The organism is Streptomyces sp. NPDC030798 (assembly GCF_055572275.1).
This window is the reverse complement of sequence record NZ_JBVIDR010000002.1, coordinates 107085-132110: the sequence shown is the minus strand read 5'-3', so window position 1 is coordinate 132110 and position 25026 is coordinate 107085. Positions and strand designations below refer to the sequence as shown.

Sequence of the window (25026 nt, the reverse complement as noted above, 5' to 3'; positions counted from 1 at the left end):
CAGCCCCACCCGCGCCACAATGAACGGATTTGACCGGTAAACAGCATGTTTCGCATCTTGCGATCATGCTGGACGCCGTAGAACCCTGGATGTCCCTATTGCCGTGCGAGCACGGCAGTTGGGGTGGAGCAACCGGTTGCGGAACCGGCGGGGAGGGGGCCCCGTCCATGAACGGATGTCGAGGGGGGCATCATGCAACCGGAAGGTCGCGATCCAGTGTCTTCAAGGTGAGCGAGACGTGGTGACGGCGACCCACCACTGATCCGCCGGTGAGGGCCGAGGGGAACCGGCCTGCCGGGCGGGAGGACCGACGAACACGCGCTGATCCGCGTGTGGGGGGAATGACTCATGACGTCGACGCCGCATGGCGCCCGGCAGAGCCACGAGCAGCACAACGACCCGTCACAGACCACGCAGCTACGGGTGGTCACGCACCGGACCGGCCAGTTCCGCCGGATCAGGAAGAGCCTGCCGAGATACGACTACGAGCACTACAGCCGGCTCGCGGGCCCCCTCACCCAGCCCGACCCCGGCAAGCCGTACCGGGTGCAGTACCGCTCGCTGCTCTCCCAGGAGCCGCACCGCATCCGCGCCGCGCTGATGCTGGGCGCGGCCCCGCTGCTCTCCCTGGTGCTGCTGGCCTGGCTGCTGCAGCCGGAGCACTGGACGGAACGGGACTACCCCGCCTACGACTTCCTGCCGGCGCTGGACGTCGTGATGCTCGTGTCGATCGGCCTGATCGAGTTCTTCCGGTGCATGAACGTGCTGTCGAACGCGCACGCCACCCTTGTCGCCCGCGACCCCGTTCCGGTCGTGCCGGAGACCGGCACCCGGGTCGCCTTCCTCACCTCCTTCGTGCCCGGCAAGGAGCCGCTGGAGATGGTGACGAAGACCCTGGAGGCCGCCGTCAAGCTGCGCCACCGGGGCCTGATGCACGTCTGGCTGCTGGACGAGGGCGACGACCCGGCCGTCAAGGAGGTCTGCGCCCGGCTCGGCGTCCACCACTTCTCCCGCAAGGGTGTCGCCCGCTGGAACCAGCCCAAGGGCCCGCACCGCGCCAAGACCAAGCACGGCAACTACAACGCCTGGCTCGAGGCGCACGGCGGCGACTACGACTTCTTCGCCTCCGTCGACACCGACCACGTGCCGCTGCCCAACTACCTGGAGCGGATGCTCGGTTACTTCCGCGACCCGGACGTCGGCTTCGTCATCGGCCCGCAGGTCTACGGCAACTACGACACGTTCGTCACCAAGGCCGCCGAGTCGCAGCAGTTCCTCTTCCACGCCCTCATCCAGCGCGCCGGCAACCGCTACGGCGCCCCGATGTTCGTCGGCACCTCCAACGCCGTACGGATCAGCGCCATCAAGCAGATCGGCGGGCTGTACGACTCGATCACCGAGGACATGGCGACCGGGTTCGAGATGCACCGGGCGAAGAACCCGGTCACCGGCCGCAAGTGGAAGTCGGTGTACACCCCCGACGTGCTCGCGGTCGGCGAGGGTCCCGCCGCCTGGACGGACTTCTTCACCCAGCAGATGCGCTGGTCGCGGGGGACGTACGAGACGATCCTCAAGCAGTACTGGAAGGGCTTCTTCACGCTGCCGCCCGGCAAGCTCTTCAACTACACGATGATGATCATCTTCTACCCGATGTCCGCCCTCAACTGGATCCTGGCGGCGCTGAGTTGCGCGCTGTTCCTGGGCCTGGGCGCCTCGGGCGTGAACATCGACCCGACCGTCTGGCTGATGCTGTACGGCAACGCCTCCGCGCTGCAGATCGGCCTGTACATCTGGAACCGGCGGCACAACGTCTCCCCGCACGAGCCCGAAGGCTCCGGCGGTGTGGCGGGCATGGTGATGTCGGCCCTGTCCGCGCCGCTGTACGCGAAGGCGCTGATCGACTCCCTGCTGCGCCGCAAGAGCAAGTTCGTGGTCACTCCCAAGGGCGATTCGGCGAGCCCGGACACCTGGTTCGCCACCTTCCGGTACCACTGGTACTTCATCGTGATCTTCGGTGGGTCCGTCGTCGCCGGCCTCGTCCTCGGGCACTCCCATCCGGCGATGATCACCTGGGCCTCCTTCGCCATGCTCATCACGGCGTTCCCGGTCGCCGTCTGGCGCCACGAGCTGCGGCAGGCCGGGAAGAGGCCCCGGCACGCGGCGGGTCCGGCCACGGGCGCGCCCGCGCCGGTACCCGCCGTGGCGGAGCCTGAGGACGCGGTTCCCGCCCGCTACGCGGCCCCCGCGCCGCACGCCCCGCAGCAGCGGCCCACCTGGGCCGCCGCGCCCGGCGGACCGGGCGGACCGGGACCGGGTGGGAGCCCGGCCGGGGAGAACGAACAGACCATGCAGATCGCCCTTGGCGGACTTGGGGGACGTAAGGAATGAAGGACCAGGCCGGCCGCCGTCGTGCTCGCAGACTTGCGATAGGCACGGCGGTGGTCATCGCGCTGGCCGGGATGAACGGGCCGTGGGTGTACCGCTTCAGCACCGGGCAATACCACCAGTACAAGATCAACAAGCCGGAGTACAAGGCCGCGAACGGCCACTGGGACATCGTCGAGTTCCCGCCGGAGTACCGCCAGGACACCATCCACGCGGCGCTCCTGCACACCGGCAAGGTGCTGCTGGTGGCGGGCTCGGGCAACAACCAGGCCAACTTCGACAAGAAGAAGTTCGACACCCGGATCTGGGACCCGGTCAAGGGCACGATCAAGAAGATCCCCACGCCCAAGGACCTGTTCTGCACCGGCCACACCCAGCTGGCCAACGGCAATCTGCTGATCGCGGGCGGCACCAAGCGGTACGAGAAGCTCAAGGGCGATGTCACCAAGGCCGGCGGCCTGATGATCGTCCACAACGAGAACCCGGACAAGCCGATCACGCTGCCGGCGGGCACCAGGTTCACCGGCAAGAGCAACGGCAAGACGTTCGTCTCCAAGGACCCCGTGCTCGTCCCGCGCGCGAAGAAGGTGTTCGACCCGAAGACCGGCGCGTTCCTGCGCAACGACCCCGGGCTCGGCCGGATCTACGTCGAGGCGCAGAAGAGCGGCACCAAGTACGAGACCGGCACCCAGGACAACTACCGGATCCAGGGCCTGACCGGCCTGAACGCCCGCAACACGTACGGCATCGCGCAGAAGCTCGCCCTCGACAAGAAGGACTTCCAGGGCATCCGCGACGCCTTCGAGTTCGATCCGGTCGCCGAGCGGTACATCAAGGTCGATCCGATGAACGAGGCCCGCTGGTACCCGACGCTCACCACGCTGTCCGACGGCAAGGTGCTCAGCGTCTCCGGCCTCGACGACATCGGGCAGCTGGTGCCGGGCAAGAACGAGATCTTCGATCCCAAGACCAAGAAGTGGACGTACACGAAGAAGCTCCGGCAGTTCCCGACCTACCCGGCGCTGTTCCTGATGCAGAACGGGAAGATCTTCTACTCGGGTTCGAACGCGGGCTACGGGCCCGACAACGTGGGCCGCGACCCCGGCATCTGGGACGTCGGCACCAACAAGTTCACCAAGCTGCCCGGGCTCAGCGACGCCGGCATGATGGAGACCTCCGGGACCGTGCTGCTGCCGCCGGCCCAGGACGAGAAGTTCATGGTGATCGGGGGTGGCGGCGTCGGTGAGTCGAAGCTGTCGAGCAGGAAGACGCGGATCATCGGCCTGAAGGCCAGGAATCCGAGGTTCGTGGACGGGCCCGAGCTGGAGAAGGGCACCCGGTACCCGCAGACCTCGATCCTGCCCGACGACACCGTGCTGGTCTCCGGCGGCTCGGAGGACTACCGGGGACGCAGCGACTCCAACATCCTCCAGGCCCGGCTCTACCACCCGGACAGCAACAGCTTCACCCAGGTCGCCGACCCGCTGGTGGGCCGGAACTACCACTCCGGGTCCATCCTGCTGCCGGACGGCCGGGTGATGTTCTTCGGCTCCGACTCGCTGTACGGCGACAAGGCGAACACCAAGCCGGGCACGTTCGAGCAGCGCATCGAGATCTACACGCCGCCGTATCTGTACCGGGACTCCCGGCCGAGCCTGAGCGGAGGGCCGCGGACGATCGCCCGCGGCGCCTCCGCCACGTTCACCTCGGACCATGCCGCGAGCATCAGGAAGGTCCGGCTGATCCGGCCGAGCGCCTCCACGCACGTGACGGACGTGGACCAGCGCTCGATCGCCCTGGACTTCAGGACGTCCGGCAACAAAATCACGGTGACCGTGCCGAAGAACCGGAACCTGGTGCAGTCGGGGTGGTACATGCTGTTCGTGGACGACGACCGGGGGACGCCCTCGAAGGCGCAGTGGGTCAAGGTGCCGTAGTCACCGGCTGTTCCTGGCCAGGGCGAGTGCGTAACTCGCCCACCACTGCCCGGCCTTCGGGCCCCCCTTGCAGGTTCCGTCGGACTCCCCCGGGCGCTTGACCCACAGGTAGGCGTCCACCAGGGGGTCCGCGGTCCTCGTCGTCGGGGTCTCTCCCAGGGCCCGGCCCGGCGGGTTGCACCAGCGCTGGGCCGGGTCGCCGCCGGTGTAGGGGCCGTTGCCGTTGCGGCTGGTGTCGATGACGAAGTGCTTGCCGCCGACCTTCGCCGAGAGCTGCTTGCCGTAGGCGAGGGAGTCCTGGGTGGAGTAGAAGTTGGAGACGTTGACGGAGAAGCCGTCCGCCCGGTCGACGCCGGCCTGCCGCAGGGGCTGGAAGATCTGGTCGGGGTGCTGCCAGCCGGCGTTGCCCGCATCGAGGTAGACCTTGGTGTTCTTCAGGGACTTGAGCTTGGTGACGGCGCCCTTGAGCAGGTCGTAGCGCTCCTCGTGGAACTCGGTGGGCGTGCAGCCGTCGACGAGGTGGAGCACGGCGTCCGGTTCGAGGACGACGGTGGCGGGGCGGTCGCCGATCCCCCGGGCCACGCCGTCGACCCAGGCGCGGTAGGCGTTGCCGTCGGCGGCGCCGCCCTGCGAGTACTGGCCGCAGTCGCGGTGCGGGATGTTGTAGAGCACGAGCAGGGCCGTGCGGTCGGACTTCTGGGCGGCCTCGGTGAAGCCGCGAGCCTCCTGCTCGGGGTTCTCCGTGCCGATCCACTCCCCCACCGGCTGCTCGGCGATCTTGCGGATCTGCTCCGCCTCGGCCTTCCTGCCGTCCTTCGCATAGGCGGCGACCTGACGGGCCGCGTTGCCGTCCGGGTTCACCCAGAACGGGTCGGCGGACTTGGGCTGCTGGGTGATCCTGGCACCGGCGCCGGCGTCGTCGTCGCCGCCTCCCGAACACCCGGCGAGCAGCAGTGCCGCCCCCAGCACCGCCGCGGACGCCCGTGCCCGTGCGCCGGCGCGGGCACCCCTGCTGTCGTCCATGCGTTTCCCCCTGGGCGCATCGTTCCGAGTGCCCATCGTGGCATACCGGTTGCGGCCGTCACGAGGTCGCGCGGACCCCCGGGACAGGGGTCATGGGCCGGTGCCGGTGAGGTACGCCGAGACCACCACGTTGGCCGTGTAGCTGCGGGTGACGCGGTCGAAGGAGCCGCCGCAGGTGATCAGCCGGAGTTCGGCGCGGCCGGGTCTGCGGGGGCCGTAGGCGGCGCGGGCGTCGAAGTCGTCGCGGGGCAGGACGCGGATGTCGTCGATGGTGAAATGGGCGACCTTGCCGTCCGCGCGGACCACCCGGACCGTCTCGCCGGGCCTCAGAGTGCTGATCTTGTAGAAGACGGCGGGCCGGGTCTGCGTGTCCACGTGCCCGACCAGCAGCGCGGTCCCGGCCGCGCCGGGGGTGGCCCCGGAGCGGTACCAGCCCACCACCCCCGGCTGGTTCATGGGCGGCGGATCGACGGCACCCCGGCCGTCCAGGCCGCGGGCCGTCACCGGGGCCTGCACACCCAGTTGGGGGATGTCGATGCGCTGGGGCGGCGAGGCCCCGAGCGGCTTGGCCGCGGGCGGCAGCCACACCTCCTCGGCGGGCCGCCCGAGCCCGGCCACATCACCCGTCGCCGGCCCGGCCGGGTCCGGCCGTACGCCGGTCACGCCGCGGCCCCACAGCCACAGCCCGAGCAGCAGCACCGCCCAGGCCAGGACGGTGATCAGGCGCTCGGTGCCGGAGCTGCGCCCGTGGCCCTCCTCCTCGGACATGACCGCGGCACGCTCTCAGTCCGTGCCCCGGCTCCGGCGGGCCTTGAGCAGCCCGACGGCGGCCGCGGCGACCCCGGCGAGGGCCAGGCCGGTCACCTCCTGGGCGGTGTCGGGGCCGGACCCGCTGGTGGCGACGGTGGCGAAGTGCGCCGTACCACCGCCGCCCGCCTGGACGGGGGCGACGGGCGTGGCGGAGCCGGCGTCGGTACCGGGCCGTGTGGCGGACCCCGACGGGTCGGAGTTCCGTACGACGACGATCTGCTCGTCCATCGCGAAGTCCGCGCAGGTGATCTTCACGGGGTAGGTGCCCGGCCGGAGCGAGGTGCGCACGCGGGTCTCACCGGCCAGGGTGCCCTGGCTGCCGGTGAGCCGGGCGTCGGCGACGAAGGCGGCCGAGGCGGCGGTGCCCTGGGAGCCGGTGCAGCCGCGCACCCGCAGCGACACGTCGGCACCCGGGGCGGGGGAGGCCGGGGTCACGGAGACTCCATGGCCGCCGTCGGCCGCGTACGCCGGCGGCGCGAGCGCCGTGACGGCCAGGAGCCCGGTGCAGAGAGTGAGGCGTAGTGAGCCCATCGTGAACCTCCAGACACTGGGAGGCTCCCCCGTACCGCGCGCCTCCGCATCCTCGGGAGGCGCGCGATTGCTCCGTTCGGGTGATGTGCGGTGCCAGAGCCGCTGCTCAGACGAGGTCGACCAGTTCCGCGATGGAGTCGACGACCTGGGAGGGGCGGAAGGGGTAGCGGTCGACGTCCCGGGGCTGGGTGACGCCGGTCAGCACCAGGAAGGTGCGCATACCGGCCTCCAGGCCCGCCAGCACGTCGGTGTCCATGCGGTCGCCGATCATCGCGGAGGTCTCCGAGTGGGCGCCGATCGCGTTGAGTCCGGCGCGCATCATCAGCGGGTTGGGCTTGCCGACGAAGTACGGCTTCTTGCCGGTCGCGGCGGTGATCAGGGCGGCGACCGAGCCGGTGGCGGGCAGGTCGCCCTCGGTGGACGGGCCGACGTTGTCGGGGTTGGTGGCGATGAACCGGGCGCCGTTGTTGATGAGCCGCACCGCCTTGGTCAGGGCCTCGAAGGAGTAGGTGCGGGTCTCGCCGAGGATCACGAAGTCGGGCTCGTGGTCGGTGAGGATGTAGCCGATGTCGTGCAGGGCGGTGGTCAGGCCGGCCTCGCCGATGACGTAGGCGCTGCCGCCGGGCCGCTGGTCGTCCAGGAACTGGGCGGTGGCCAGGGCCGAGGTCCAGATGTTCTCCACCGGCACGTCCAGGCCCATCCGGCGCAGCCGGGCGTGCAGGTCGCGTGCGGTGTAGATGGAGTTGTTGGTCAGCACGAGGAACGGCCGCCCGGACTCGCGCAGCTTCTTCAGAAAGGCGTCGGCGCCGGGGATCGGGACCCCCTCGTGGATCAGGACGCCGTCCATGTCGGTGAGCCACGACTCGATGGGCTTGCGGTCTGCCATGTGCTTGGGTCTCCTGGCATGCGTACGGTCAAGAGCAGGGCGCCGGAACCACGGCGTACCGACGCCACAAGCCTAATCAGGCACCCTGGATCTCGACCCCGCCCGGCCGCCGCTTGTTCGCCTCCCCGGCTGGGGTCCGGGGACCCGGCTCGGGTTTCCGGCTCCCGGCTTGCGGCCTCCAGCTCCGGCCACCCGGACCCGACTGTCGACTTCCGGCCTCCGCCTCTCGGTTCACGGCCTCCGAACCATCGGCCCTGCCCCCGACTGCCGACACTCGGCTCCGGCCTGTCGGCGCTCGGCCCGGACTCCGGTTCTCGCTTCACGGCCCCCAACCGTCGGCCCTACGCCCGACTGCCGACACTCGGCTCCGGACTCCGGTTCTCGGTTCGCGGCCCCCAACCGTCGGCCCTACCCCCGGCTGTCGACACTCGGCCCGGACTCCCGGCCCCCAGCTGTCGGCTTCCGGCTCCCGGCTTCCGCTCCTGACTGCTCGGCCTCCGCCGCTCGGCTCTCGGCCCCCAACCGTCGGCCCTACCCCCGACTGCCGACACTCGGCTCCGGCCTCCGCCTCTCGGTTCACGGCCCCCAACCGTCGGCCCTACGCCCGACTGCCGACACTCGGCCCGGACTCCCGGCCCCCAGCTGTCGGCTTCCGGCTCCCGGCTTCCGCTCCTGACCGTTCGGCCTCCGCCGCTCGGCTCTCGGCCCCCGGGCTTCCGGCCTCCGGCGCGCAGCTTCGGCCTCGGGCGCTCAGCTTCGGCCTCGGGCTCTCGGCTCTCGGCTCTCGGCTCTCGGCTCTCGGACTCCCGGCTTTCGGCTTCCGGCCTCCGGCTTCCGCTCCCGACTGTCGGCTTTCGGCTTCCGGCCTCCGGCTGTCGGCTTCGGGCTTCCGGCCCCGCTCCGACTCCCAACCCGCAGCTCCGACTACCGGTCCTCGGCCGCCGGCTCCCGGGTTCCCGGCTTCGGAACTCGACCCCCGACCCCAGCCGCCGGCTCTTGGCCCTGGGCATCCGGCTTCGGCTCAGCGGCGTCGGCGCGCCAGGAGGAAGGCGCTGCCACTCACGGCAAGCAGGGCGCTGACGGCAGCGACGACCCCGTGCGCCGATCCGACCCCGGTTCGGGCGAGTTCCCGGGCGCGCTCCCCGGCCTCCTGAGCCTCCTGAGCCTTCTGGACGGCAGGGAGGGAGGTGCTGGGGGAGGTGGTGGAGGTGCTGGGGGAGCCGCTGGGTGCGGTGCCGGCCGAGCTGCCGACCGAGGCGGGCGCCGATTCGGGGCCACCGGACGGAGCGGCGCTGGAGCTAGGCGGACGGGCACTGCTGCTCCCGGTGCCCCCGGTCTCTTGGACTGCCGGCGGCTCGTCGGGAGCCACGCCCTCCCCGATCCCGAACCGGTAGTCGTTGGACTGCCCCACCCAGTCCCCGTCGGAGCCGCGCCGCTGAACGACGGCCGCATTGGCGGTGACCTGGTCGGGTACGGCGTCGTCGGCGACCGAGAGCCTCAGCTTGACGGTGACGGTCTTGCCGGGCGCCACGGTGAACCCGCCGAACCCCTTGCCGTCCAGCACCCCGACCAGTTCCTGCTCGTCGGTGCTCTCGAGGGTGACGGGCCGGACGCGGCTCCCGTCGTAGAAGGCCAGCTCGGCCTGATCCGGCTTCAGGGCACGCTTGGCGTCGACCAGGACGACGACCGGGTGGATGGCGGCGCAGGTCCGTCGGGTGGTGTTGGTGAGGTCGAGGTACCAGGTGCCGTAACCACCGCCGATGTCGTAGGACCGGGGCCCGCCATGAATCCTCGTGGTGAGCGGAAAGGCCCGGTCGCCCGGCGCCGCGCAGGAGGGGTTCGCGTCCGCGTGGGCGGCGGCCGACGAGACAGGCGTGAAAGCGGCGGCTGCGGCAAGGCAGAGGGACAGGGGCGTGCACAGTCGCATGAACACGTGACCCTGCCGGGTGGGGGCGCCGATTCCGGGGAGCCACACCGGTCCTTCCTGCCAAGTCCCCTCTGTCGGCGCAGCGGAACGGCTCTCTGAGATGCCGAGATGCTGGTGCGCGCACAGGAGGGCACCAGGTCGGCGCCGCCCCGGCCGGACAGCGACCAGGCGCCGCCCACCGTGTCGCCGCCCAGGGTGACCCGGCGCAGGCCACGACTGTCCCGTGCCTCGACGGCGGCCCATGGGCGGATGCTCATGGAGCCGGCCTCGGACCCGGCCGGAACCACGCGTACGGTGCTGCGCCACTCGGGCCCGCCGGCGGGGCGGCACGTGACGGGCTCAGCCGGACGTGTCGTCCCCGTCCTCGGTGTCGCCGCCCGGCTCCTCATCGGTCGGTGAGTCCTTGAGTTGGCGCATCCTGCGGTGGACCGCTTCGCGCAGGCTCTCCGACGGGCGCGGGGGCCCGGCAGCGGCCTTCTCCTCCGTGGTCAGGTGGTCGATCAGCTCGTGGAGCTGGTCGGCGCGCTCCTCGCGGCTGTTGTCGTCGCCCATGCCGCGGCCTCCGTTCCGGACGGGCCGAGTGCGGTTCTCCTGGAGATGGCCCCGGTCAATGCTCCAGCCATCGCTCCTGGACATCGTTCCTGCACATCGTTCCTGACATCGCTCCTAGTCATTGTCCTGCTCGCCGCCCTCCCATGTGCCTTCGGCGACCGGTGCGGCCTGCAGCTCCTCGATGCGGCTGAGCCACCGGTCGGCGCGCGACGAGGTCGACTCCTTGACCGCGGCGGTCAGGGTGCGGGCGGCGGCGAAGCGGTCGGACCGCGGTCCACCGGCGGCGATCCGCTCGATGGTGCGGGTGCGGGAGTCGATGGCGGAGCGCAGGCTGCCGGCGCGCGCGGCCAGCCGGCCCAGGTCCCGGAACCTGGGCTGGTCGGTGTCGAACCAGACCTGCTGCCACCAGTGGTCCCCGACCGGGTCGTGCCAGCTGATGTATCCGCCGGGCAGGATCTTGCGGGGTCCGTCGATCGCGCCGGTGAAGCTGTAGCGCACGCCGGGTGCGGCGACGGGGTCGTAGAAGTGCGGGGTGAAGAAGTCCGACACCAGCAGCCCGTTGATGGTGTATCCGTGCTCCGGCGCCTCGGAGGGGTCGGCCACCTCGACGAGGAACTCCACCACGTCCTGGCCCGGCTTGGGCGACTGACCGGCCACCAGGCGGTTGCCGCTCGGGTCGCCGAGCATCTCGAGCATCTCGTGGCTGGCGGTGAGCGACCAGCTGTCGCTGTACTGGATCAACGAGAAGGGCTGACCGTTGTGGTCGAGGTGGACGCCTGCCGCGCCCGGCTGACCGATGTCGTCCTTGACGATCATGGGCCAGTAGCCGACCGGAACGTCCTTGAGCCGGTCGAAGGCGTCGACAGTGGCCCGGATCTGCCAGATGGGGCCGAAGTCGCGGGTGACCTGCTTCTGCAGCGCCGCGGCGACCCGGGTGAGCTGGGAGGGGTTGATCTGATCGGTCTCGGACACCAGAGCGAGTTGGGTAACGAGCACGAGCACTCCTGTGGGTGGCGGGAGAGGCACCGGCGGCACGCCTGCGGCCGAGGCAGGCTCACCGGTGATCGCCATTAACAGCGAGATCTGACTCACAGTCACTTATTGACTACGGAAAGTCACCAAAGATTGCCTGCACGGCGGATCACCACCCCGCCCGCGCCCTCGCTCGCCCCCTCACCCGTCCCCTCTTCCGAACAACGGCGCCAGCAGGAGCTGTGCGGCACCCTCCGCCACCCGCCGCTCCCCGCCCGAGGCGACCCGCACGGCCACGCCGACCTCGCCATGGGCCCCCTCCCGCCGGGCCCGCGCGGTCAGCACCTCGGTGACGCCGGCCACGAACACGCCCGGCGCCGCGGCGACCGTCCGGCCGCCGAGCAGCACCAGGTCGATGTCCAGCAGCCCGACGAGGTTCCCGGCGCCCACCCCCAGCACCCGGGCGGCCTCCTCGACCTCACCGCGCCGCACGGCACCGAGGCACAGCGCCTCCAGGCACCCCCGGTCCCCGCACTCGCAGCGCGACCCGCCCAGCTGGACGACCTGGTGCCCGAACTCCCCCGCCCCGGTCCGCGCCCCCCGGTGCACCCGGCCGCCGATCACCAGCCCGGCGCCCACTCCCGTACCGAGATGCAGATACGCGAAGGAGCCGGCGGAGCCGCCCTCGCCCGCCACCGACAGGCCGAGCGCCGCCGCGTTGGTGTCCTTGTCGACCACGACCGGCACCTCCAGCCGCTCCGCCAGCGCCTCGCGCAGCGGGAACCCGTCCCACTCGGGAAACCCGGTCACCCGGTGCAGGACACCCCGGGCGTGATCGAGCGGTCCCGGCACGGCGACCCCGACGCCCAGCAGGGAACCGGCGCCGGCCGGCCCCGGCCGGAGTGCGGCCACCGCCCCGGCCACGCCTGCCAGCACCGCCTCCGCCCCCGCGCCGAGGTTCACGGCCAGGCGCCGCTCCCCGACCACGGCCCCGTCGAGATCCACCAGCACGGCACGCAGCTCGTCCCGGTCCAGGTGCACCCCCACCGCATGCCCCGCCTCCGGCACCAGCCGCAGTACGGTGCGCGGCTTGCCCCCGGTGGACGCGCGCCGGCCGGCCTCCGCCGCCAGGCCCTCGTCCCGGAGCCGGGCGGTGATCTTGCTGACGGCCTGCGGGGTCAGTCCCGTGCGCTCGGCGAGCTCCAGCCGGCTGATGCCCTCCGGTCCGGCCGTACGGAGCAGATCCAGCACCAGCGCCGTGTTGTGGCTGCGCAACGCGAACAGATTCGCCCCCGCCGGCCGCCCGCCGCTCGTCGCCCCACTCACGCTGTCCACGGCCCCATTCTCCCCGCCGCTTGCACTTTGGCAACAGCGTTGCGAAAGTGGGGCGCATGACTGGTACCCCGCTCCGCGTCGGCCTGATCGGCTACGGCCTCGCCGGCTCCGTCTTCCACGCCCCGCTGATCGCGGCCACCGAGGGCCTGACCCTGGACACGGTGGCCACCGGCAACCCGGAGCGGCAGCAACAGGCCCGGGCCGCGTTCCCGGACGTGACGCTCGCCACCACCCCCGAGGAGCTGTTCGCCCGCGCCGGCGAGCTGGACCTGGTGGTTCTCGCCTCCCCGAACCGCACGCACGTCCCGCTCGCCACCGCCGCCCTCGAGGCAGGGCTGCCCGTGGTCGTGGACAAGCCGGTCGCGGGCACCGCCGCCGAGGCACGTGCGCTCGCGGCCCTCGCCGAGGAGCGCGGCCTGCTCCTCTCCGTCTTCCAGAACCGCCGCTGGGACAACGACTTCCTCACCCTCCGCGCGCTGCTGGCGGACGGCGAGCTCGGCGACGTCCGGCGCTTCGAGTCCCGCTTCGAGCGCTGGCGCCCGCAGCCGAAGGGCGGCTGGCGCGAGTCCGGCGACCCGGCAGAGATCGGAGGTCTGCTGTACGACCTCGGCAGCCATGTCGTCGACCAGGCCCTGGTGCTCTTCGGCCCGGCCGCGTCCGTCTACGCCGAGACGGACGTCCGCCGCCCCGGCGCCGAGACGGACGACGACACCTTCATCGCCCTCACCCACGCCGGCGGCGTCCGCTCCCACCTCTACGTCTCCGCGACGGCGGCCCAGCTCGGCCCCCGCTTCCGGGTCCTCGGCTCCGAGGCGGGCTATGTGAAGTACGGCCTGGACCCGCAGGAGGCGGCCCTGCGCGAGGGGCGGCGGCCCGGTCCCCCGGGCTGGGGCACGGAGCCCGAGTCCCTGTGGGGGCGGCTGGGTTCCGGGGAGTCCCCGGTGACCGGCGGCGGCCGGCCCGTCCCGACCCTCCCCGGCGACTACCCCGCCTACTATGCGGCCGTGGCAGCGGCCCTGACCGGCACCGGCCCCAACCCGGTGACCGCGCTGGAGGCCGCGGCCGCCCTCGACGTACTGGAAGCGGCCCGCCGGTCCGCCCGCGACAAGGTGACGGTGACCCTCTGATGCACCACCCGCAGATCACCCCGAAGTTCACCCCGGAGATCACCCCGAGCGTGGAGGAACTGGAGGCGCAGGAACGCCGCCTGGTCTTCCGGCAGTTCACCCACGACGACGCCTGGGCGCTCGGCTCCCTCCTGGTCGAGCTGGCCCGGGAGCGCCAGGCCCCGCTCGCCATCGACATCCACCGCGCCGGACAGCAGCTCTTCCACGCGGCCCTGCCCGGCTCCACCCCGGACAACGACGCCTGGATCGCCCGCAAGCGCCGCGTGGTCGAGCGCTACGGCGCCTCGTCGTACCTGGTCGGCGCCCGATTCCGGGCCAAGGGCACCACCTTCGAGGAGGCCTCCCGGCTGGACCCCGACAGCTATGCGGCGCACGGCGGCTCGTTCCCGATCAACGTCGAGAACGCCGGCATCATCGGTGCCGTGACGGTCTCCGGCCTGCCCCAGCTCCAGGACCACCGGTTCGTCGTAGAGGCGCTGGAACAGTTCCTGAAGGCGTGACCAACGCCACCAACGAGGCGTAACCCACACCACAGTGAGAGCACCGGCAGCACAGGCGACGGAGACAAGGCCCCAGTCGCACAGGTAAAGTCCGTCCGTCCGACTTAATGATGGAACACCCGTTCACATCGGCTTCCCGTCGGTGGCGATCCGTCGCGCCGCAAGCCCGTGCACGAGGATGTTGAGTTGCCTGGAGCCCGCGCAGTGTCAGCATCGTCCGTTCCCGCTTCCCGGTTGCGCACCGCAGCGAGACGCCTCGTCCTGCCGACAGGGCTCGCCCTGTCGTTCGTCGCCCAGGTGGTGGGGGCGCTCCTGCCCAGCGTCCCGCTGCTGCTGGCCGCCACCGCCCTCGGGCTGGCGGCGGACCTGGCCCTGCACCGGTGGCAGGGGGGCATGGCCGCCGCCCTCGGCAAGCTGCAGGCGACCGTGAGCGTCCGCCAGGTCGTCCGCGACCTGCTGCTGGTGACCGGCCTGCTCCGCATAGAGGAGCAGGACTTCGAGGAGCGCTACCTCGCCCTCGTCTGCGGTCTGCTGGTGTTCTACGCCCTGCACTTCGCCTGCCAGGCCCTCGCGATCGCGGTCCGCCGCACCCGCACCCTGCCGCTGGTGACCCGGAACATCGACGCCTCGGCCCTGCGGCTGAGCGCCGCTCCCCCGGCGCTGGTGATGCGCCGCGCCGGGCTGCGGCTGCTCACCTTCGGCCTGCCCTCGACGGCCGGCCTGCTGGCCACCGCGGTCACCGAGTCGATCCGGTGGGCCGTCGCCGGCATAGCCCTGTCCGCCCTTCTCGCCGCCGCGGCCAACGGCGTGCTGCTGGTGCGGCTGCTGCCGGGACGCCGGCCGGTGACGGCCGAGGAGGCGCTGGAGTGGTTCGAGGGCTGGCTCGCCGAGTACCAGCCGACGGTGGGCATGTACTTCTCCGGCGGCACCAGCTCGGCCTACCAGGCCAACATGTGGCTGGAGCCGCTGGCCCGGCTGGAGGGCCGCCCGCTGATCGTGCTGCGTGAGCGGTTCATGGTGCGCAAGATCGCGTCCACGGACATCCCGATCGTGTGCCTGCCGAAGGTCGCCGACCTGATGCGGCTGGAGCACTCCACGCTGAAGATGCTCATCCACCCCTCGAACTCGGGCAAGACCTCGCAGGTGCTGCGCATCCCCACCATCAAGCACGCCTTCGTCAACCACGGCGAGAGCGACAAGCTCTCGAGCTGCAACCCGTACGCGAAGGCCTACGACGAGGTGTGGGTGGCCGGACCCGCGGCGCGCGAGCGCTACGCCCTGGCCAACGTGGGTGTCGACGACCGGGACGTCGTCGAGATCGGCCGCCCGCAGCTCGACGTGATCGAGCCGTACGCCGGCGCGCCCAAGGGCCAGTACGTCAACGTCCTGTACGCCCCCACCTGGGAGGGCTGGGACGGCAACCCGGGCAACACGTCGGTCATCGAGGCCGGCGAGAACCTCGTGCGCGCCCTGCTGGCGGACCCGGGCGTGCGGCTGCTGTACAAGCCGCACCCGCTGACCGGCTCGGTCGAACCCCGCGCGGGGGCCGCGAACCTCCGGATCCAGGAGATGATCCGCGCCGCGAGCGCCGCCCGTGCCGCCGAGCACGCCGGGGAGCGTCCGGCGCCCGCCGCGGCGCAGGAGCTGGCCCGTCGTACCGCCGAGCTGGACCGCCTGACCACGTCCGCGTTCCGGAACAGCGCCGACGACGTCGAGCGGATGCTGCTGCAGTCGGCTCCGGAACCCGGCCGGGCCGCCGCCGTGGCCGAGGCGACCGCCGCCTGGGAGGCCGCGTTCTGGGCCTCGTTCCCCGCCTGGGAGCACCAGATCGTCACCGGTCCCCGGCCGACCGTCTACGCCTGCTTCAACGCGGCCGACCTGCTGATCAGCGACGTCTCCAGCGTCATCTCCGACTACCTGGCCAGCGAGAAGCCGTACGCCGTCGCCAACACCAGCGGCCTGCCGGAGCAGGACTTCCGGGACACCTTCCCGACCGTCCGGGCGGGCGCCGTGCTCACCCCGGACGCGGCCGGCATCCCCGCCCTGCTGGAGTCCGTGCGCCACCCCGAGAAGGACGCCTACGCCGAGGCCCGCGCCGAGCTGAAGCTGCACCTGCTCGGCCCCTCGGACCCGCCGTCCGTCGTCCGCTTCAACGACGCGGCCCGCTCCCTGAGCGCGGAGGCCGAGGAGCACCGGGCCACCATGGCGGTGCGTGCGCTGGCCGCCATCCCGGCCCAGCGGGAGACCGGCCCCACGATGGAGAACGAGCGCGTCACGGGCTGAGCCGACGCACGAGGCCCCCGGTGCCGCGGGACGGAGACGGTCGATCGTCTCCTCCCACGGCCCGGGGGCCTCACGCGTGTGCGGGCCCGGCCCGCGGCCCCTCAGGCGTCCTTCAGCTCCTGCCGCTGCCGCCCGAGCCCGTCGATCTCCAGCTCGACCACGTCCCCGGACCGCAGGAACGGCTTGGGCTCGGGCTGCCCCAGCGCGACACCCGCCGGCGTCCCCGTGTTGATGACGTCACCGGGGTACAGGGTCATGAACCGGCTGACGTAGCGCACCACTTCGCCCACCGGGAAGATCTGCTCGGCCGTGGTGCCGTCCTGCTTCAGCTCCCCGTTGACCCACAGCCGCAGCGAGAGTTGCTGCGGGTCCACCACCTCGTCGGCCGTCACCAGCCAGGGTCCGAGCGGGTTGAACGTCTCGCAGTTCTTGCCCTTGTCCCAGGTGCCGCCCCGCTCGATCTGGAACTCCCGCTCGGAGACGTCGTGCGCGACCGCGTACCCGGCGACGTGCGCGAGCCCCTCCTCGGCCGACTCCAGGTAGCGGGCCGTACGTCCGATCACGGCGGCCAGCTCCACCTCCCAGTCGGTCTTGGTGGACCCGCGCGGCACGAGCACGGTGTCGTTCGGCCCGACGACCGTGTCGGCGGCCTTGAAGAAGATCACCGGCTCGGTGGGTGGCTCGGCCCCGGTCTCCCGGGCGTGGTCGTGGTAGTTGAGCCCGATGCACACGATCTTGCCGATCCGGCCCAGCGGCGGCCCGATCCGCAGCCCCGCCGCGTCCAGGGCGGGCAGCTCACCGGTCTCGGCCGCGGCCCGCACCCGGTTCAGGGCCACCTCGTCGGCGAGCAGCGCGCCGTCGATGTCGTCCACGATCCCCGACAGGTCCCGCAGGGTCCCCCGGGCGTCGAGCAACGCGGGCCGCTCCGCCCCCGCCGTACCGACTCGCAGCAGCTTCATGGTCACAGTCTCCCTCGATCGCGGGCGCCCGACCGATGGGTGCAGCCATCGGAGGACTGGCCGATCCTCCAATCCGCTGTTCCACTCCGCAAGACCCTGTTCACGTACTGGACCGTCATCGCCCGGTCCCGTCCTGCCCGCCTCACCGGTACAGCACGGCCCGCTCCACCGCGCTCCACGTCGTGCTGGTGACGACGTACAGCGCCGCCGCCAGCGGTACGACCGCCACGGTGACGAGGGTGAAGAAGGACATGAACGGCATGACCTTGTGGACCGCGCCGAGCCCGGGCAGCTGCTCACCGTCACCGGCGACCGCGACCGGGCCGGCGGCCGTCATCCGCTTGGTGCGCCGGTAGTTGAAGGCGGCAACGGCGGCGACGAGGACGAAGAGCCCGAGGTAGACGAGCCCGGCCGGGCCGAGGACACCGCCGTCGGAGAGCGCGTCGGCCCAGCGTCCGCCGAGCGGCGCGGCGAACAGCTCGTGGTGCAGCAGCCCGTTGCTTCCGCCGCCGAGGGAAGTGCTGGAGAAGAGGTGGTAGAGGAGGAAGAAGGCGGGCAGCTGGAGCAGGCTCGGCAGGCAGCCGGACAGCGGCGACACCCGTTCCTCGGCGTGCAGTTCCAGCACCGCCTTCTGCATCCGCTCCGGATTCCTGGCGTACTTCTTGCGCAGCTCGGCGATTCTGGGCTGCAGCTCGGCGCGGGCGCGCTGGCCGCGGGCCGCCGCTCGGGACAGGGGGTGGACGAGGAGTCGTACGAGCGCGGTGAACAGGACGATCGCGGCGGCGGCCGCGGAGGCGTGGAACAGCGGCTGCAGCAGCTCGGCGAGCCGGTCGACCAGGTGGGCGAAGACGGACATGGGTGGACCCTTCGTGTACGGGGTGCGTCGTGCCGGGTGGGAGGCCCTGCCTGGATGTACCGGTCAGGGCAGGGCAGGGCGGCATGACGACCCGCGCGGGGTCACGTATCGGCGGCGTATCACTGACACCGTCGTATCGCCGGCAGCGCCGGCAGCGCTGGTTGCGGGTGCCCTACGCGCAGGTCGTCGCGAGGGCGTGTCCGGGTGCCCGGGGCCGGCGGCGCCCCCGGGCGTCGGGGTCGCGCTGGGGCAGGAAGGCCGTCCGCCGGTCCCGGTCGCGTATCGCCGTGCGAACGCGGGTGGGCGGCACAGCGGGTGCCGAGCGGGCGGCGACGATCGAGCAGACGGCGAGCGCGGAACCGGCGGCGGCCGTGGCGGCGAGCGCGACGGTGGTGAACAGGCTGCCGGTGTCGAGAAGAGCGACGTGCAGCAGGAGCAGGCTCACCAGGACCAGCAGGAAGGCGGCGGGCCGCACGGCACCGACACGACTGCGGACCATGACCTCGCCCCCCTTCCCCTGAACTGCCGAACCCTGGGATTCCGCTCCCCGGTCACCCGCCACACAGGAAGAACGCCTGGACGCCCACGACGGTTCCCTATCCCCGGGGCCGCATCGAGACCAGCTTCCCCCACACCACCATCCGGTACCGCGAGGTGAACTCGGGGGTGCAGGTGGTCAGGGTGATGTAGTGGCCGGGCTCGTCGTAGCCGTGCGACGGCCGCACGAGGGAGCGCGGCACGGGCCGGACGACGCCCGAGTCGCGGGCGGAGGTCCGCGGCAGGATCTTGTCGACCGCGTACGTGTACGTCGCCTGCCCCGTCTCCACCTCCACGGTGTCTTTCAGCCGCAGCCGAGGCAGGTACCGGAAGGGCTCACCGTGCGTGTTCCGGTGCCCGGCGACCGCGAAGTTTCCCGCCCGGCCGGGCTGTTGGGTGCCCGGGTAGTGCCCGACGTACCCCTTGTTGAGGACGTCCGCCCTGCTCACTCCCTCGGCGACGGGGACGCGCAGCCCGAGCCGGGGGATGGTGAGCACGGCGTACGCCTGCGAACGGCGCGGCCGGCCGGAGACGACGACGGAACCGCCGTACGGCCCCCGCCGCGCGGTCCCGGCCGCCGCCGGATCCGGCGCCGAAGCGGACGCCGACGCGGAACCGGAAGGCATGTCCCCCGAGTTCGCCCCGCCGCTCCCGCTCCCCCACTCCCGCTCCAGCGCCTCCACCTTCCGCTCGGCCCCGCGGCGCGCCTCCCGGTTGGTCCACCACAACTGATGCACGACGAGCAGCAGCAGCACGACCCCGACGGTGACGAGCGCCTCACCCCCGCCCCACAGCCCCCGCCGCCACCGCGCCCGTCTGCGCCGATCCCGGTGCCGCACGACCCGCATCCGCACACCCGCCTCCCGAGAGCCGCCCGCACGATAGGGCGGCCCCCGCCAACTCTCCAGAGCCCTGGGCCACTCATCCCGCTCCCGACTTCCTCAAGCGGTTTGAGGAAGGGCTGTCGCAACTATCGACAACCTCAGCAGCCACACCCGATGCTTCCTCTTGGCGCGCCGGGGGACGCCACGCGCGACACGTCCCCGAGCCGCACACGCGGGGGACCAGTCGACGCCGGCCACGGAAGGCCGGCGTGCGAGCCGCACGGAGAGGCAGAGAACACAGCCATGATCCGACGCAGAACGCTGCTGGCCGCCGCGGGAGGCGGCCTCCTCGGCAGCGCCCTGGCCACGGGCACCGCCCGCGCCGACGCGACCGTCACCGTCAACCCCTCCACCACCTACGGCACGTGGGAGGGCTGGGGCACCTCCCTGGCCTGGTGGGCCAACGTCTTCGGCGCCCGCGACGACTTCGCCGACATCTTCTTCACCACCAGGTCGACGACGTACAACGGCACGACCCTGCCCGGCCTCGGCCTGAACATCGCCCGCTACAACCTGGGCGCGTCCAGCTGGAACAGCGTGAACGGCGAGAAGATGGCGGTCTCGCCCAACATCCCGGCGTTCAAGCAGATCGAGGGCTACTGGCAGGACTGGAACAACGAGGACCCCACCTCCTCGGCCTGGAAGTGGACGGCGGACGCGGCCCAGCGCGCGATGCTGCAGAAGGCGACCGCGCGAGGCGCGATCTCCGAGCTGTTCGCCAACTCCCCCATGTGGTGGATGTGCCTCAACCACAACCCCTCCGGAGCCTCCGACGGCGGCAACAACCTCCAGTCCTGGAACTACCGCCAGCACGCCTCGCACCTGGCCGCGGTCGCCCTGTACGCCAAGCAGAACTGGGGCGTGAACTTCTCCACGGTCGAGGCCTTCAACGAGCCCTCCTCGTCCTGGTGGACGGCGACCGGCACCCAGGAGGGCTGCCACATCGACGCGAGCGTCCAGTCGGCCGTCCTGCCCCACCTCCGCAGCGAGCTGGACAAGCGAGGTCTGACGGGGACGAAGATCTCCGCCTCGGACGAGACCAGTTACGACCTGGCCCGCACCACCTGGAACTCCTTCTCCGCCACCACCAAGGGCTACGTCGACCGGGTCAACGTCCACGGCTACCAGGGCGCCGGCGGTCGCCGGGACCTCCTCTACACGGACGTCGTCACCACCGCCCACAAGGCCCTGTGGAACTCCGAGACGGGCGACAAGGACGCCACCGGCCTGACCCTGGCGAGCAACCTCCTCTACGACTTCCGCTGGCTGCACCCCACCGCCTGGGTCTACTGGCAGGTGATGGACCCCAGCTCCGGCTGGGCGATGATCGCCTACGACCAGAACACCCTCCAGCCGGGCGAGATCCAGACGAAGTACTACGTGATGGCGCAGTTCAGCCGCCACATCCGCCCCGGTATGACGATCCTCGACACCGGCGTCAGCTACGCCGCGGCCGCCCTGGACAGGACGGCGAATCGCCTGGTCGTCGTCGCGGCGAACACCTCCACCTCCGCCCAGACCCTGACCTTCGACCTCTCCCGCTTCACCACCGTGACGGGCGGCTCGGGCGGCCTGGTCCCGCGCTGGAACACCGTGACGACGGGCGGCGACAAGTACAAGGCGTACTCGGACACGCACCTGAGCGGGAAGACCCTGGCGGTGCCGTTCGCGGCGCAGTCGGTGCAGACGCTGCAGATCGACGGGGTGACGGTCTGACACCGTTCCTAATGACTGAGCGGGAGTGAGTCCTGTTGCCAGGACTGCTGCTCAGTCGCGTGCCCCGAACGGTGTTGGGCATGCTGGTCGCCCGCTTTCGCTCCGCTGCCGGGCGGCACACATCTGGTGCGTGGTCCGGGAATGCGGGGGCGGGGTTCCTCACGCCGTCGGGCGTCCGGTCGGGCCTGGGCGGTCCGATGCCCGTAACGATCGCTCTGGTCGTTAAGGGGCGGTGCCGTCCGTCGCCTGATCGGATGCCCGAGGGCGCGTCGCCCGATCGCGATGCTCGCCGCATCATGCCGGGACACTTGGCGGGTGGGGGTGGTCAGTGACTGCTGCCAGTGCTGGGCACCCCACCGTGAGGTATAGGCCGGGTCCACCGCGACGATCGCCAGGTCCTGCTCGGTGGCCATCGACACCAGCCGCGCCTTCAGCCTCGCGGTGGGAAAACGGGAGATCAGATGGCGGAAACGCTTGTTCCGGCCGTGCTTCTCCCGGCTGGTGCCGCTTGTGAAGTCGAGGTCCTCGATCGCGATCGCGCCGACCCCGGAGCGGCGCGCGTGGTGCAGCAGGCGGGTCAGGGCGTGCCGGATCTGCGCGTCCCGGTGCTGCGCGGTAGCGGACAGGTCGTAGAAGAAGCGTCTGGGTTCGCCGACCGGGTTGCCGTGCACATCCAGGTGCCAGGCGGCGAGATGATCGTCGTTCATGTCCACAGCGACCACACCGTGGACAAGGGCCGCTTCCAACGGCAGGACGGGGACGGGGGTGCGCTGCCAGGATGCGGTCACGTACCAGCGGTCCCGGGCTGGGTCGTGGTGGATGCGGTAGGCCACCGCCCGATCGTTCGTGATCCGGTCCAGCCACTCCCCGCCCCGGTGTGCGAACGCCACGCGCGCGTCCAGGAGATACCGGCCGTGGGGGGCGTTGGCCAGGTGGGCCAGGGCGGCCGGGAGTTTGATCGAGAGCCGTCCGGTGTCGGTGATACGGATGGTTTCGTTGCCGCAGCGTTTGCCGGACTCCCCGTCGGCGGACAGGAACATCCGCGCCGCCCGCCATCGCCGGCGCCACCCGTTCTCATCCAGCCCGGCCTCATCCAGATGGTGACGCAGATGTGCCAGGCGTTTACCGCCCCGCACCACACGGACCCGGCCTGCCCTCCAGTCCGCCTCCACCGCTGCCAGCCGATCCTTCAGGGTGTGCAGGCGGCGGGACTTGGCATGCCACTCGGCCCGCGACCCATACCCGCGCGGCAGTCCCTCGCGCTTGCTGGCCTTGGCGCCCAGCGGGCGGGCCAGCCTCGCCTCGAGGGACGCGATCTGCCCGCGCAGCCAGGCCAGCTCCGCCAGCTGGCCGCGCCGGGCGAGCGCCCACTGATCATGCGTGGCCTTGGTGATGCTGCCCGCCCACCGCGCCGATGAACACCCCGACAGCCCCCGCTTCCGCTGCGCCCACGACCCGGCATCATGATCGAGGCCCTGCCGGGACCGTACGACGAGATCCCCCGCGGCCAGCGACCCGAGGAAGAGCCCGACCTCACGCAGCACCGCCGCGTCCTGCTGCGACACCCTCAGCCTGTCCCGGATGGCCACCCCCGCAGGGCCGGGCACCACGAACGACGCCGCCACCTCACGCAAACCGCCCACCCCGCACCCCCCACTACGCCGCCGAAGACCGATCACTCCACTCAACGATCGCACCCTCAACAAGTCACGCATTCGATATACGAACCTCCATTCCCCAGCAGGGAAAGACCCCGAGCAGGCCGCCAGAACTCACTCCCGCTCACCTACCCACGCTCGTACTCAACCCAGCGGCAGCAGCTCCCAACCCCACGCACCGGCCGGCGCGACAGCGCCGTGACCGAACCGGGGGACACCGATGACCAGCACGTACTCCTCCTGTGTCACCGGTCGGCAGTACGGTGTCCCCCATGCGCCCCGACACGCCTGCCGAGAACGTCGACCACACCGCCGAAGCGGCACGCCTGGAGCGAACCGCCGGCCTGTACCCCGAGGACGCCGAGGCCCTGCTCCTGCGCGCCGCGGCCCACCTGGAACTCTCCGGCGACCGCTCCGCCGCGACGAAGCTCTACGACCGCCTGCTGTCCTCGTCGGACGGGTTGGAGAACCCCCACCTGGTGCGGGCCCTGAAGGCCTCCAACCTCTGGGAGTACGACCACGAGGCCGAGGCGCGGGCCATCATCGACGGCATCCGCACCGCCGCCCCGCGCGACCCGGCCCCCTGGGTCGTCGTCGCCGAGTCGCTCGAGTCCCACGACGAGCTGGAGGCGGCGGAGGCGACCTTCACGGAGGCGGTGGAACTGCTCCTTTCGGACGTCCCGGAACCGCCGTACGCCACCCGTCCCGTCCTCTTCGGCCGCCACCGCGTCCGCCGCATGCGGGGCCTGCCCCACGACGACTGGGACATCGTGGCGGACACCCTCCACACGGCCCCGATCCCCCTGGACGAGCTCCACGACCCCAAGCGCGTCTGGTCCCTCGGCTCGGAGAACCCGGCCGAACTGGAGGCGGAGATCCAACGCCTCCAGGCAGAACTCGGCACCTACCGCGAGGCCCTCTCCCGCCCGTTCCCGGTGGCGATCCTGCACTGGCCGGCGGGCGAGCTGGCGGAGTTGCTGGCCGCCTACGCCGACCTCGCCTCGGAGTACCCCTCCCACGAGGCCCACCTGGCGACCATAGAGTCCTCCCTCCGGGAACTCGCCTCCTCCGGCACCCCCAACCTCGGCATCGTCACGGGCACGGTCCCCTCCTACGAGGCCTTCGCGGCCTCCGAGGGCGCCTCTCCCTCAGACCCGACCCTCCTCCCCCAGTACGCGACGACACTGGCGGCCCGGGGACGGGCGGTGGCGTGGCCGCCGCAGCGGGGGGCGGAGTGCTGGTGCGGATCGGGCCGGGTGTATGGGGAGTGCCACGGCGCGTAGGTGCGTTCCATACCGTCCGCCCTCCGTCCCAACCGAGCCCTATCCCGCCCCGGGCCCCGCCCTGCCCAGGCCGCCTCCACGCTTCTCCCCTGTGCTGGAGCGGCCCGGGTCAGGGGTGGCCCGCAGGGCCATCGGCTCCGGCCGACGCGGGAGCACAGCGCTGCGGAGCGGAAGCGCCCTTGAGGCGGGCCGCGGAAGCGCGACGATGCCTGGAAGCGGGCGGCCCTTCGGTTCGCTCCTCTTCCCCGGCAAGGCGCACGCCGCACCGGTTCCGCCGGCAGAATGCTGCCGTGTCACACGCCGTGCCTTCTTCCGCCGCAGTCTCCGCTCGCATGAGCCGCCAGGGATCGCGCGACACAGCCCCCGAAGTTGCGGTTCGTCGACTTCTGCACGCGGACGGTCTCCGCTACCGCGTGAACATGCCGGTCCCCGGGATGCCGCGACGGACGATCGACATCGTCTTCACCAGAGCCAAGGTCGCGATCTTCCTGGACGGCTGCTTCTGGCACGGCTGCCCGGAACACGCCACGCATCCGAAGGCCAACGCCGAGTGGTGGCGAACCAAGCTCGGCAAGAACATGGCGCGGGACATCGAAACGACAGAGCACCTGACCTCCGCCGGTTGGACGGTGCTGCGCTTCTGGGAGCACGAATCCGCCGAGGACGTGGCGCGCCGAATCGCGACTTTTGTGAAGACCGGCCGGCCGGCCGTCGAAGAAGCGGAGGGCCCGTCGGGCGAGCATCGATCCTGAAACAGTACTTGGCAGTAGCAATCATCTGGCTGAATAATGTGCAGGCCTTGTGAAGGCGGCGTTGGGCCACTCCCCTGATGTCAGGCAGGGGATCATCCGGCGGAATCCAATGC

At 71.5% G+C, this 25026-nt stretch carries 21 protein-coding genes; 8 read left to right on the top strand and 13 right to left on the bottom strand.

The features are described 5' to 3' along the window. The first annotated feature begins 348 nt into the window (after positions 1-348). Positions 349-2388, top strand: a complete 2040-nt coding sequence (locus ACZ404_RS05120; RefSeq protein WP_468436070.1) for a glycosyltransferase family 2 protein — start codon at positions 349-351, stop codon at positions 2386-2388. Continuing rightward, on the top strand, positions 2385-4322 hold the full coding sequence (glxA, locus tag ACZ404_RS05115) for a radical copper oxidase GlxA (RefSeq protein ID WP_468436068.1): 1938 nt from the start codon (positions 2385-2387) through the stop codon (positions 4320-4322). The genes ACZ404_RS05120 and glxA overlap by 4 nt, the downstream gene beginning before the upstream one ends. Here the strand turns inward: glxA and ACZ404_RS05110 are convergent, their stop codons facing one another. From ACZ404_RS05110 to ACZ404_RS05075, 8 genes are all read right to left on the bottom strand, one after another. Beyond that, complete coding sequence (locus ACZ404_RS05110) at positions 4323-5345, bottom strand: glycoside hydrolase family 6 protein (protein ID WP_468436066.1); 1023 nt, start codon at positions 5343-5345, stop codon at positions 4323-4325. It lies immediately after the preceding gene. Between the two features lie 90 nt (positions 5346-5435). After that, complete coding sequence (locus tag ACZ404_RS05105) at positions 5436-6113, bottom strand: class F sortase (RefSeq protein ID WP_468436064.1); 678 nt, start codon at positions 6111-6113, stop codon at positions 5436-5438. 15 nt (positions 6114-6128) lie between these two features. Beyond that, a complete protein-coding gene (locus tag ACZ404_RS05100) occupies positions 6129-6686 on the bottom strand; it encodes a hypothetical protein (RefSeq protein WP_468436063.1) in 558 nt (185 codons plus the stop codon). A gap of 106 nt (positions 6687-6792) precedes the next feature. Next, entirely contained in the window at positions 6793-7572 is a 780-nt protein-coding gene (locus tag ACZ404_RS05095; RefSeq protein ID WP_468436061.1) for an HAD-IIA family hydrolase, read from the bottom strand. Between the two features lie 1021 nt (positions 7573-8593). Further along, positions 8594-9499 carry a hypothetical protein gene (locus tag ACZ404_RS05090; protein ID WP_468436059.1) on the bottom strand — a complete coding sequence of 302 codons (906 nt, stop codon included), beginning with the start codon at positions 9497-9499 and terminating at the stop codon, positions 8594-8596. Positions 9500-9838: 339 nt separating this feature from the next. Continuing rightward, positions 9839-10051, bottom strand: a complete 213-nt coding sequence (locus ACZ404_RS05085; RefSeq protein WP_468436057.1) for a hypothetical protein — start codon at positions 10049-10051, stop codon at positions 9839-9841. A gap of 114 nt (positions 10052-10165) precedes the next feature. Further along, positions 10166-11023, bottom strand: coding sequence for a hypothetical protein (locus ACZ404_RS05080; protein ID WP_468436055.1), 858 nt, complete (start codon positions 11021-11023; stop codon positions 10166-10168). A gap of 201 nt (positions 11024-11224) precedes the next feature. Continuing rightward, a complete protein-coding gene (locus ACZ404_RS05075; RefSeq protein ID WP_468436053.1) occupies positions 11225-12358 on the bottom strand; it encodes an ROK family transcriptional regulator in 1134 nt (377 codons plus the stop codon). Between the two features lie 56 nt (positions 12359-12414). Here ACZ404_RS05075 and ACZ404_RS05070 point away from each other — a divergent pair, with 56 nt between their 5' ends. The 3 genes from ACZ404_RS05070 to ACZ404_RS05060 all read left to right on the top strand — a co-directional run bounded on the left by ACZ404_RS05070 (position 12415) and on the right by ACZ404_RS05060 (position 16268). Further along, entirely contained in the window at positions 12415-13485 is a 1071-nt protein-coding gene (locus ACZ404_RS05070; protein WP_468436051.1) for a Gfo/Idh/MocA family protein, read from the top strand. Then, positions 13485-13985 (top strand): heme-degrading domain-containing protein, encoded by a 501-nt coding sequence (locus ACZ404_RS05065; protein ID WP_468436049.1) that lies wholly within the window; start codon positions 13485-13487, stop codon positions 13983-13985. Before ACZ404_RS05070 ends, ACZ404_RS05065 begins: the two co-directional genes overlap by 1 nt. 234 nt (positions 13986-14219) lie before the next feature. Continuing rightward, positions 14220-16268, top strand: coding sequence for a hypothetical protein (locus ACZ404_RS05060; RefSeq protein WP_468436047.1), 2049 nt, complete (start codon positions 14220-14222; stop codon positions 16266-16268). A 101-nt stretch (positions 16269-16369) separates the two neighbouring features. Here ACZ404_RS05060 and ACZ404_RS05055 read toward each other — a convergent pair whose 3' ends face one another. The 4 genes from ACZ404_RS05055 to ACZ404_RS05040 form a co-directional block, all read right to left on the bottom strand. Next, positions 16370-17227, bottom strand: a complete 858-nt coding sequence (locus ACZ404_RS05055; protein WP_468436045.1) for a fumarylacetoacetate hydrolase family protein — start codon at positions 17225-17227, stop codon at positions 16370-16372. Between the two features lie 142 nt (positions 17228-17369). Continuing rightward, a complete protein-coding gene (locus ACZ404_RS05050; RefSeq protein ID WP_468436043.1) occupies positions 17370-18083 on the bottom strand; it encodes a YidC/Oxa1 family membrane protein insertase in 714 nt (237 codons plus the stop codon). Between the two features lie 172 nt (positions 18084-18255). Continuing rightward, complete coding sequence (locus ACZ404_RS05045) at positions 18256-18582, bottom strand: DUF6412 domain-containing protein (RefSeq protein ID WP_468436041.1); 327 nt, start codon at positions 18580-18582, stop codon at positions 18256-18258. Positions 18583-18679: 97 nt separating this feature from the next. Beyond that, positions 18680-19468, bottom strand: a complete 789-nt coding sequence (locus ACZ404_RS05040) for a class E sortase (RefSeq protein WP_468437134.1) — start codon at positions 19466-19468, stop codon at positions 18680-18682. A 279-nt stretch (positions 19469-19747) separates the two neighbouring features. Between ACZ404_RS05040 and ACZ404_RS05035 the strand changes: the two genes are divergently transcribed. Then, positions 19748-21220 carry a glycoside hydrolase gene (locus tag ACZ404_RS05035; protein ID WP_468436039.1) on the top strand — a complete coding sequence of 491 codons (1473 nt, stop codon included), beginning with the start codon at positions 19748-19750 and terminating at the stop codon, positions 21218-21220. Positions 21221-21228: 8 nt separating this feature from the next. Here ACZ404_RS05035 and ACZ404_RS05030 read toward each other — a convergent pair whose 3' ends face one another. Then, positions 21229-22785, bottom strand: a complete 1557-nt coding sequence (locus ACZ404_RS05030; RefSeq protein ID WP_468436037.1) for an IS200/IS605 family accessory protein TnpB-related protein — start codon at positions 22783-22785, stop codon at positions 21229-21231. 365 nt (positions 22786-23150) lie between these two features. On the opposite strand from ACZ404_RS05030, the gene ACZ404_RS05025 reads away from it, so the two are divergent. Next, positions 23151-24161, top strand: a complete 1011-nt coding sequence (locus tag ACZ404_RS05025) for an SEC-C metal-binding domain-containing protein (RefSeq protein ID WP_468436035.1) — start codon at positions 23151-23153, stop codon at positions 24159-24161. A gap of 332 nt (positions 24162-24493) precedes the next feature. After that, positions 24494-24913: a very short patch repair endonuclease gene (locus ACZ404_RS05020; protein ID WP_468436033.1), complete on the top strand. Its 420-nt coding sequence runs from the start codon at positions 24494-24496 to the stop codon at positions 24911-24913. Positions 24914-25026: the final 113 nt, after the last annotated feature.